Source organism: Arthrobacter sp. EPSL27 (genome assembly GCF_001512305.1).
Taxonomy (GTDB): Bacteria; Actinomycetota; Actinomycetes; order Actinomycetales; family Micrococcaceae; genus Arthrobacter.
In genome coordinates this window covers 39021-49023 of record NZ_LNUT01000004.1, presented here as the reverse complement: position 1 = coordinate 49023, position 10003 = coordinate 39021, and the positions used below count along the sequence as shown (strand labels likewise).

The 10003-nt window shown below is 67.9% G+C and carries 10 protein-coding genes; 7 read left to right on the top strand and 3 right to left on the bottom strand.

Annotated elements, in window-relative coordinates; genetic code table 11:
• The first annotated feature begins 161 nt into the window (after window positions 1–161).
• From AR539_RS05085 to AR539_RS05075, 3 genes are all read left to right on the top strand, one after another.
• Complete coding sequence (locus AR539_RS05085; RefSeq protein WP_066433254.1) at window positions 162–956, top strand: hypothetical protein; 795 nt, start codon at window positions 162–164, stop codon at window positions 954–956.
• Window positions 957–1007: 51 nt separating this feature from the next.
• Window positions 1008–1607 carry a recombination mediator RecR gene (gene recR / locus AR539_RS05080; protein WP_066433252.1) on the top strand — a complete coding sequence of 200 codons (600 nt, stop codon included), beginning with the start codon at window positions 1008–1010 and terminating at the stop codon, window positions 1605–1607.
• 325 nt (window positions 1608–1932) lie between these two features.
• Window positions 1933–3291: an aspartate kinase gene (locus tag AR539_RS05075; protein WP_066433250.1), complete on the top strand. Its 1359-nt coding sequence runs from the start codon at window positions 1933–1935 to the stop codon at window positions 3289–3291.
• A 111-nt stretch (window positions 3292–3402) separates the two neighbouring features.
• Here AR539_RS05075 and AR539_RS05070 read toward each other — a convergent pair whose 3' ends face one another.
• Window positions 3403–3609 (bottom strand): hypothetical protein, encoded by a 207-nt coding sequence (locus AR539_RS05070; RefSeq protein WP_066436070.1) that lies wholly within the window; start codon window positions 3607–3609, stop codon window positions 3403–3405.
• 167 nt (window positions 3610–3776) lie between these two features.
• Entirely contained in the window at window positions 3777–4010 is a 234-nt protein-coding gene (locus AR539_RS05065; RefSeq protein WP_066433244.1) for a hypothetical protein, read from the bottom strand.
• 82 nt (window positions 4011–4092) lie between these two features.
• On the opposite strand from AR539_RS05065, the gene AR539_RS05060 reads away from it, so the two are divergent.
• The 4 genes from AR539_RS05060 to AR539_RS05045 are packed head-to-tail and all read left to right on the top strand — an operon-like array spanning window position 4093 to window position 6492.
• Window positions 4093–4566: a MarR family winged helix-turn-helix transcriptional regulator gene (locus AR539_RS05060; protein WP_066433242.1), complete on the top strand. Its 474-nt coding sequence runs from the start codon at window positions 4093–4095 to the stop codon at window positions 4564–4566.
• A gap of 27 nt (window positions 4567–4593) precedes the next feature.
• On the top strand, window positions 4594–5145 hold the full coding sequence (locus AR539_RS05055; RefSeq protein ID WP_066433240.1) for an SSI family serine proteinase inhibitor: 552 nt from the start codon (window positions 4594–4596) through the stop codon (window positions 5143–5145).
• On the top strand, window positions 5120–6097 hold the full coding sequence (locus AR539_RS05050; protein WP_066433238.1) for a 3-methyladenine DNA glycosylase: 978 nt from the start codon (window positions 5120–5122) through the stop codon (window positions 6095–6097). The genes AR539_RS05055 and AR539_RS05050 overlap by 26 nt, the downstream gene beginning before the upstream one ends.
• Window positions 6094–6492 carry a serine protease inhibitor gene (locus tag AR539_RS05045; protein ID WP_066433233.1) on the top strand — a complete coding sequence of 133 codons (399 nt, stop codon included), beginning with the start codon at window positions 6094–6096 and terminating at the stop codon, window positions 6490–6492. Before AR539_RS05050 ends, AR539_RS05045 begins: the two co-directional genes overlap by 4 nt.
• 127 nt (window positions 6493–6619) lie before the next feature.
• Here AR539_RS05045 and AR539_RS05040 read toward each other — a convergent pair whose 3' ends face one another.
• On the bottom strand, window positions 6620–9694 hold the full coding sequence (locus tag AR539_RS05040) for a S8 family serine peptidase (RefSeq protein WP_231728496.1): 3075 nt from the start codon (window positions 9692–9694) through the stop codon (window positions 6620–6622).
• Window positions 9695–10003: the final 309 nt, after the last annotated feature.

The following is a 10003-nucleotide window of genomic DNA, read 5'->3' as shown; positions in this document are numbered from 1 at the left end:
ACACCTGGCGGAACGACTGATCCAGGCACCGCCACGCCGAGTGAGACGCCGCTTCCCTCCGCTCCAGGCTCCACGACACCGCCGCCTCCTACTCCTACCCGGACGACGACTGGGGTGCCCCGCGGGACGAGGATGCCCCGCCGCTGGACGAGGAACCGCCCATGGACTGGGAGCCCTCCCCCGCCGCCTCCCGCCAGGGTCCTCCGGCCGCTGCCCCGGCACCTGCCCGGCAGCAGACGGCAGGCCCGTCGCGCCCCGGCCCTGCCGCCGAGGAGTCCCCGGCCGGCAGCCCGGCTCCCCAGGCACCGGAGACCGCTGATGACCCGTGGGCCCGTGCTGTCGAGGAGGCACCCGGGATCTGGGCCATCGGTACGGAGTCCAACGTCGGGCGCTACCCGGCCGAGGACACTCCGGCACCCAGCCCGGTTCCCGAACCGGAACCGCCGCACTACGAACCCGCAGCCGCGCAGGTCCCGCACTACGCCGCATCCGTGCCGGCTTCCACCGCTTACGAACCGGTGGGGACTGCCTCAAATGGCTGGGGCGACTCCGTGGACCTGGTGCCGGCCGGCTCCGCATCCGGATCGGCCGGAGGCGGCCCTGCCACGCTGCTGGCACCCGCACCGGCGGCAGCGCCGGCCGCTGCCCCGGCTCCCGCTCCTGCTGCCCCGGCAGCGGCGAGCCCGGCTCCTGCTGCCCCGGCAACGTCAAACCCGGCCGGCCGGCAGAGCTTGTACCAGCGGCTGTCCAACAGTCCGGAAGCCGAAGCCGGGCGGGCCAAAGCGCCGGCGCGGGCCGTGGCAGCCACGACCTACGTCCAGGACATTCCCAGCGCGGACGACGAAACCATCGAGGAATCCGGCGTCTTCGGCAGGGCCGCCGTCGAACGGATCCTGGGCGGCAAACTGGTGGAAGAGCGGTCGCTGGACGGCAGCCCGCTGCCGCCGCGCTTCTAACCACCCCGCCGGGATCCCGGCCCGCCATCACCCCCAACGAACGAGGACATTGTGTACGAAGGTGCAGTTCAAGAGCTGATCGACGAGCTTGGGCGCCTTCCCGGAGTCGGGCCGAAGTCCGCCCAGCGGCTGGCCTTCCACATCCTTGAAGCCGACCCGCAGGACATGAAGCGGCTGGTGGAGGCCATCACCACGGTCAAGGAGCGGGTCAAGTTCTGCACCGTGTGCGGCAACGTCACGGAGCAGGAACTCTGCAACATCTGCCGCGACCCGCGCCGGGACCCCTCCGTCATCTGCGTCGTCGAAGAATCGAAGGATGTCCTCGCCGTCGAACGCACGCGCTCCTTCCGGGGCCGCTATCACGTGCTGGGCGGGGCAATTAATCCCATCGCCGGCGTCGGCCCGGAGCAGCTCCGCATCCGCGAACTCCTCACCCGGCTCAACGACGGCGCCATCCAGGAAGTGATTATCGCCACCGACCCCAACCTCGAGGGCGAGGCCACCGCAACCTACCTGGCCCGCATGCTCAAGACGATCGGCATCGCCGTCACCCGGCTCGCGTCGGGTCTGCCCGTCGGAGGCGACCTCGAGTACGCCGACGAGGTCACCCTGGGCCGCGCCTTCGAGGGCCGCCGCAACGCCCTGGGCTGAGCCGCCCCGCACAGGCCGCGGCAGCCCGCCGTCGTGATCCACATCCCCCACTGGACATGCCCAGCCTGCGCGCCGGGCGATGGACATAATGCCACTATGCTCACCCGTCAGCACGGCGGGAGGGCATGTCCCGCACGGCCGGGGAGCATGCCCAGCGGCTGGCTCCGGCGGAGGGCATGTCCCGCACGGCCGGGGCGGATTGTCTGGCATTTGGTCACATTTGAGCAACCGGGCCGCCCCGGCGATAAACTGGGCTGAGAAGTTACGCCGTCGCGCCGTTTGGTTGCTTGGCCCAGAACCCCGATGATCCAGTGAGGGTGCGCGCATGAGTTTGCCCACTACCGAAGTCCAGCCCGGACCGCAGCCGGCACAGCTGCCTGTCTCCGCCACCGCCACGAAGCATCTTGTGGTGAAGAAGTTCGGCGGTTCCTCAGTGGCGGACGCGGAGGGCATTAAGCGCGTGGCCCGGCGGATCGTCGATGCCCAGAACGCCGGCGACGAAGTGGTGGTGGTGGTCTCCGCCATGGGCGACACCACCGACGAGCTCCTGGACCTTGCCGCGCAGGTCACCGACTCCGCCCCGGCCCGGGAAATGGACATGCTCCTTTCCGCCGGCGAACGCATTTCCATGGCGCTGCTCGCCATGGCCATCAACAAGTACGGCGCATCGGCCCAGTCGTTCACCGGCTCCCAGGCCGGCATGATCACCGACGGCATCCACGGCAAGGCGCGCATCATCGACGTCGACCCGCACCGCATCCGCACCGCCCTGGACAAGGGACACATTGCGATCGTCGCGGGCTTCCAGGGCATGAGCCGCACCACCAACGAAGTCACCACCCTGGGCCGCGGCGGCTCGGACACGACGGCGGTAGCACTCGCCGCCGCCCTCGACGCCGATGTGTGCGAGATCTTCACGGACGTCGACGGGATCTACACCGCCGACCCCCGCGTTGTCCCGTCCGCCCGCAAGATCGACCGGATCTCCAGCGAGGAAATGCTCGAACTGGCGGCATCAGGCGCCAAGATCCTGCACCTGCGCTGCGTTGAGTACGCGCGCCGCTTCGGGGTGCCCCTGCACGTCCGTTCCTCATTCAGCCAGAACGAAGGCACCTGGGTCCTGCCCGGCGCCGACGACAAGATCACAACCCAAGAGGGAGTTGCCTTGGAGCAGCCAATCATCTCCGGCGTTGCACATGACCGTTCCGAGGCCAAGGTCACCGTTGTCGGGGTTCCGGATATCCCCGGCAAGGCTGCCGCGATCTTCCAGGTCATCGCTGACGCGCACTCGAACATCGACATGATCGTCCAGAACGTGTCCACCCACGGCACCGGCCGGACGGACATCTCCTTCACGCTGCCCATCGTCGAGGGCGCCGACGCCCTGGCGGCGCTGCACGCCGCCCAAGACCGGATCGGCTTCGAGAGCATCGAATACAACGAAAAGATCGGCAAACTCTCCCTGATCGGCGCCGGCATGCGCTCCCACCCGGGCGTCTCGGCGCGGTTCTTCGCCGCTCTCTCGGAGGCCGGCATCAACATCAACATGATCTCCACCTCGGAGATCCGCATCTCTGTTGTCACCCACGCGGACCTGCTGGACGACGCCGTGCGCGCCATCCACAAGGCCTTTGACCTCGACAGCGAGGACGAGGCGACGGTGTACGGCGGCACGGGCCGCTGAGCCACCACCGGCCGTCAGGCAGGAAGGCAAGCAGGGATTAACTGGCGAAGGGAGCGGCACCGGCCGCTCCCTTTGTCGTATCCCGCGGGTGCCACGCCCCCGCGGCGCGTTTCACACCGCTTCTTTCGGAAGGTCTTCCTTCCGGACCGCATAGTGGTGCCCCTCGGCGTCGGTCTCCACCACAAAACCGGCAAGCTCCGCCTCGGAGGCGTACTCGAAGTCGTCGTGCTTGTGAACGACGGGCGCGGAGGTATCACCCCGCGACGCAGGGCCGAAAAGGAAGCGTGCCCACGACGTCGGGTGCAGGTGCTGCCTCAGTACGGCTTTCCTGAGAGCAAGTGCCACAATTCCCACCCCCTCTCGAGCCCTCGGGCCACGCGGATCGGCTGTGGCTAAGTGCTACGGCTGGTGCCAGTGCCCCCATTTTACGCCCGACGGCGGGAAAAGGCATGGGTGCCGGGCGCCCGGAATGCGCCCTTGAGGCACTAGCGCAGCGACTTGTCCCCGGGGTTGCGGGGCACAACGTAGGTGCTGCCGTCGGGGCGGTGCAGAGTTTCCCACTGCTGCGTCTCGGCCTCCCGCTGGGCCAGGAGCTGCCGGTTCTGCTCGGTCATCTCGTGGCCGAGGGAGCTGCGGTTGGCCGGTCCGAAAATCATGCGCAGCTTGCCCATGGCGTGCATAAACCGCTGCGAGGCGTTTTCGGTGTTTCCCTGTGCCATCACTACCCACTCCTATACGTACGGGACGATACCACCAGTGTACGCTAATGATTAGTGCACTAACTATTTCCGGGAGGGCCCAGTGACTTATGTGACCGAAGAAGCCGAGGAGGACCTCCTGCTCGAGCACCAGCTCTGCTTCGCCCTCACGGTGGCATCCCGCAGTGTGGTCGGAGCGTACAAGCCGGTGCTGGACAAGCTCGGGCTCACCCACCCCCAGTACCTTGTGATGCTGTGCCTCTGGGAGTCCAGCCCCCGCTCCGTCCGGGACATCAGCGACGCCCTCGCCCAGGAACCGGCCACCATCTCTCCCCTGCTGCGCCGCCTGGAGACCGCCGGGTTCATCACCCGCCGGCGAGTCCCCGGCGACGAACGGACCCTCGCCGTGGAACTCACTCCGCTGGGAGCCGCGCTCCGGCAGCAGGCCCTGGCCGTGCCGGGGACCATGATGGACCGGCTGGGCCTGACCCGCGAACAGGTCAGCCAGCTGCACGCCGCCATGATGGACCTGATCGCGGCGACAAAGACCGCCCCCGACGGGGCCTCCCGGCGGTAGACTGGGCAAAACACAGGAGGACAGCTGATGCGCAAGCAACTGAGCCACGCGGCACTTGTTCTGATGGTGGCGGCCGGGCTGGCCGCCTGCACGCCGGGTGGCGGTCCTGCCCCCACAACCTCTGCCCCTCCGGGCACCGAGAGCCCCTCCGCGACCGGCACCCCGTCAGCGGACGCCGAAACGAAGACTCCTGCCCCCTCCCCGTCCGCCGCGCCCGTGACCTCCGGTCCCGGACAGGGCAACGCCGAGCTCGCCATCTCGGTCAAGCCCTCGGAGACGGGCACTCCCGAAAACTTCACGCTGGTGTGCGTGGACGGCGCGCCTGCAGATGAGAGCCAGCACCCCGACGCCGCCGCGGCCTGCCTTGCCCTGAAGAACAACGCCGCCATCCTCAGCCCCGCGCCCCGGCCGACCGACCAGGCCTGCACCATGCAGTACGGCGGCCCGCAGCAGGCCACCGTGACGGGGGTCGTGGACGGGCAGCCGGTCGAAACGAACTTCAGCCTCACCGACGGCTGCGAGATCGCCCTCTGGAACGCCGCCAAGGACGTCCTTGGCTCCACCGGCGGAGCTGTCTAAGCTGCAGCACCTCCAACCGCACGACTGGCTTGCCCGCCAGGCCGCCCACCACCTGCGCGTCAAAGGCTACGCCGACCCGTATCTCGCCCGGAGGTCAGCGGGCAAGAAGCACCCTGTTGAGGACTTTCTCTTCACCTACTACACCCAGAAACCGGGCCAGCTGCAGCGCTGGCACGCGGGTGCCGGCGTCGTGCTCTCCGGCCCTGCCGCGGCGGAGCGCGCAGGCTGGAAGTATTACCGCAGGGCCGACGGCGGCGAACTCGCCGCGGCGGGCCTGCCGGCGGAGACCGACGCCGTCACGGTCGACGTCGAGGGGTTCCTGCGTGACCGCCGTGACGCCCTGCAGTTCGCCGGGATCATCCTGGCCGGGACAGCGGCCCGTCCGGCCCAGTTCGGCTGCTTCGGGCTGCACGAATGGGCAATGGTCTACCGGCAGGACAGGTTCGATCTCCGGCACGAGTACCTGAAGCTGCGGCTTGGCTCCCGGCGGACGGACGAAGTGGTCGAGGAGAACCGGATCCGCTGCTCGCACTTCGATGCCTTCCGTTTCTACACCCCGGACGCGGTGCCCCTCAACGCCCTGGAGCCGAGCCGCGAGAACCAGCGCACCATGGAACAGCCCGGCTGCCTGCACGCGAACATGGACCTCTACAAGTGGGCGTACAAGCTGGCGCCCCTGCTGCCGAGCGAGCTGGTGATGGACTGCTTCGAGCTGTCCTGGCGGATCAGGGCCATGGACATGCAGGCCTCGCCCTACGACCTGAGCGGCTGGGGTTATCCGGCCATTCCGATCGAAACCGCCGAAGGCAAAGCCGCGTACGTCGAGTACCAGCGGGCGTTTGCCGCCGAATCGCAGGTCCTGCGGCAGCGGCTGCTGCGGGAGCTCACACCGCTGCTCCAGGCCGCAGCCGATCAGCGGCCGGCCCTCGACAGCACGGAAGGACAGCCATGACAGCCTCCCCCGACAGTCCCGGCACCACTGACGGTCCCGCCGGGCCGGACATCGATCTGACAATCCGCCTGACCGAGGCGCCCGGCGCCCCGGAACACGTGTTCCGGCTGGCTGCCAGCGGCGGCGCCCTCGCCGCGGAGTGCACACTTCCCGATTCAGCGGCCGCCCTCGCCGCGGTGACCCAGCACGGGGAGGCCATTTTCTTCCCGAAGCCCGGGCCTCCAAAGATGTGCACCCAGCAGTACGGCGGGCCGCAGGTGGCAGTTGTGACCGGCCGGTTTATGGGCAAAGACGTCAACAGCCTTTTCAGCCGCACCGACGGCTGCGAGATTGCCCGGTGGCGGGCCATGGCGCCGCTGCTGGGCGGGGTGGCAGGTTCCACGGGCGCGGTCTGAGCCGCCGCCTTGTCACCGGGCAGCGTTTCCCGGCAGCGGCCGGACTGCCTGACCCGCAACTTAAACGGCAATGGCCGGCGGTGGAAGCCGCCGGCCATTGCCGTTGTGTTGAGAGGTGGAACTCTGCCTAGATGGCGTTGTTGGGGCGGTCCAGTTCCGGGTTCTGGAACGTGGGCTGCCCGCCCGAGGCCGGAGCCACCGCAGTCTCACCGGCGGCGTTGACCAGCACGCTCACGAACGTCGCCTGGCTTGCCCCGGCAAAGGTCACCCGGCCGATGTAGGAGCCCGGCTCCAGACCGTCCCAGTTCACCGTGACCTTGCCGGAGTCCCCGTTGGGCAGAACCAGCGGGTTCGGCGTGACGGTCGCGTTGTCCTCGTTGGAACCCAGGACTGCAGCGTCAACGGTGGCCTTACGGGCCTTGCCGTCCGTGCTTGAATACAGGTTCGCGTAGATCGTGTACGAACCGGCCGCCGGGTTGGAGACGGAGACCGACTCGCTGGCAGAGGCCGTTGCCGCCGTCAGGACACCCCGGGGGGTGACCACCCACATGTCGAAGTCCGCTGCGGGGTCAGAAGAAATGACCGAGAACTTGGCAAGCGGGGAACCGGCCGGGACCTGGACCGTCTTGACGAAGGTCGAAGCATCGGCACGGGCCTCAAACGGCCCCGGAACCAGTTCGATGCCTTCGGAATCGGCCTTGGACAGACCATCCAGCGTGATGTCCACCGGCTTGTCCGTGCCGGAGACCACGTTGATGTCGCCGGAGCCCGTACCGGAGTCGGTAGTGAAGTCAACGCTCTTGGGCGCCACGACGGACTGCGGACGGACGGAGATGGGCGAGGTGACGGTCTTGCCCGCACCTTCCCAGGTCAGGGAACCCATGGCGAACTGGCCCAGGGCGGCACCCTTGTTCTCGAAGCTCACCTTGAAGGTTTTCGTTTCGCCGGCGGCCTTGAAGTTCAGTGCGGCCGGGGCCACGCTGACCTTGATGCCGGGCACGTTGGCCTTGACCTTGTAGACACCCGGAGTCAGCGCGGTCAGCGTGCGGGTGACGGTGATTTTGCCGGCAAGGTTGCCCAGGGAGAAGGACGGGACGTTCATGTCACGCGGCAGCGTGCTGGACTCCTGGCCGATGTTGACACCCGTGCCCTGGATGAACTTCAGGTAGTCCTGGAGGTTCGCGTCGTACACCAGGCCCGGATCGGTCATGCGTGCCGGGTCCACCTGTCCGGCGCCGGTGGCGTGGACGTCGGTGTTCTTGGAGCCGTCAGCGTTGACCACGTTGCCTGCCGTGGTCATCATGGCGGACTTGATGGTGGCCGGCGACCAGGTGGGGTTCTTGCCCAGGAGCAGCGCGCCGTAGCCGGCAACGTGCGGGGCGGCCATGGAGGTGCCGGACATAAAGCCGAACTCGTCGCCTCCGGTGCCGATCGGCGAGACGCCGGCCAGGACGGCGACGCCGGGAGCGGCGACGTCAGGCTTCAGCAGGTCGGAGTCGGTGGCCAGCAGCGGGCCGCGGGAGGAGAACCCGGCAATCTGCGGCTGGGCTTCGAGCGGCAGACCGGTGGTGTCCTTGTTGGCCAGCGAGACGGTGGTGCCCGGCTCGGCCGCGACCTTGGCCTTGATGGCTTCGGTTGCCGGCGGGTTCACGTGGACGGTGGGGACGGCGTGCTTGTCCGTGTCCAGCGAGGAGCTGCTCAGGTTCACCAGGATCATGCCGACGCCGCCGCCGCGGGCCACTTCAGCACTCTTGGCGACGCGGTCGAAGACACCGCGGTCGCAGACAACAACCTTGCCGGCCACCTTGGCGGGGTCCAGCGTGTCCGGGCCGCACAATGCGGCGTTCGGGTTGCCCGCCGCCGCGGCCGCGTTGGCAGCGAGGACGACGCCGGCGTCCTTGACCTCTTTGTTCATGATGCTGGCGCCGCGGAACTTGGTGCCGTCAGCGAATTCAACAGTGCCCTGCAACTCCTGGGAGAAGCTGCTGGCCGCAACCGTGGTGACCCAGGGGCCGCCGTGGTTGACGGTGCTTGCGGTGGGGCCCGAGTTGCCGGCCGAGGCGGCGACGAAGACGCCTGCTGCGGCAGCGTTCAGGAAAGCAATCGACACGGGGTCGATCACTGACGTCGCGGAGCCGGAGATGGAGTAGTTCAGCACATCCACCCCGTCTTCCAGTGCCTGCTCGACGGCGGCGACGGACGCGGAGCTGTAGCAGCCGCCGGTGTTGGGGTCGGTATCTTCCCAGCAGACCTTGTACACGGAGAGCTTGGCGGCGGGCGCGATGCCGCTGGTCAGGCCGAAGCTGCGGCCGTCCACGAACGTCTCGACGTTGGGGTTGCCCACGGCAGTGCTGCCGGTGTGGGTGCCGTGGCTGTCGACGTCGACCGGGGACAGCAGTTCCTGCGGGGCGCGGTTTTCCGGGGGGACGAAGTCCAGGAAATCGTCGGCGAAGTAGTGCGCGCTGAGGACCTTGGAGTTACAGGCGGAGCCGTCGAAGTCCTGGCCTTTCTGGCATTCCCCGATAAAGGTGTCGCCGTCGGACTTCAGCATCGCGATCTTGCCGTCCGCCGTCCGGTACGGCTCGCCGACCACGGGGGCGCCCACCAGGGGCTTGACTTCCTCGCCGGCGAAGAAGGGGCTCGAGGGGGTGTAGCCGGTGTCGATGACGCCGACGACGACGCCCTTGCCGGCGCCGTCCTGGCCACCGAACTTGGTGTTCCAGGTGCCGTTTTCACCGCTGAGCTTGAGGAAATCGGTGCTCGAGTAGTCCGGGGCGTTCTCGGTGTCCGGGGAAACCGCCAGGACGCTGGGATCCTTGGCCAGCTTGACGGCCTGGTCCGAGGTGAGCTTGGCGCTGAAGCCGTTGACCGCAGCGGAGTACTGGCGCTGGATCTGGACATTCTGCTGGCCCGCGACGTCGGCCTGCTTCTTCTCCAGGTGGGCCCGGTACTTCTTGACCTCGGCCTTCCCGGCGTCCAGCTTCTTGCCTGCCGCCGGCTTGGTGGCCGGAAAACCTGCCGTGCTGCCTTCGTAGCTCGCTGCCGGCTTCTCGGCCAGCAGCACGATGTACCGCCCGTCCGGGTAGTTGCCGGGGTCCAGATTCTTCTGTGCAACTTGCGCAACGGTGGACCCCGGTGCCGCGGTGGCGGGCGAGATCGCAACTGTTGACAAGAGAACCGGCAGGCCCAGGGTCAGTGCCACGGCCCTCCGGAGTCCCCCGCTTCGAAGGAAGCTCTTTCCTGGTGATTTCACGTGTGGTTGAACCTTTCATAAGGAACGGTCCCGGCGTTCCGGCCGGGTCAAAGGACTGGCAGGACGGAAAGAGCTGAGTCTCTTGCGGCCCCGACGGATACCAGCCGATTCATACAGTACAGACTGAGAGCCAGATATGACATAGCACACATAGAAGAAATCAAAACTTGTCACACCCGTCGACAGGGCGGGGCGCCCCGGGATCCGGGCGCACGGAAGCAGAGGCCCGCAAAGGGCCCCTGACCTGCGGGGGAAATG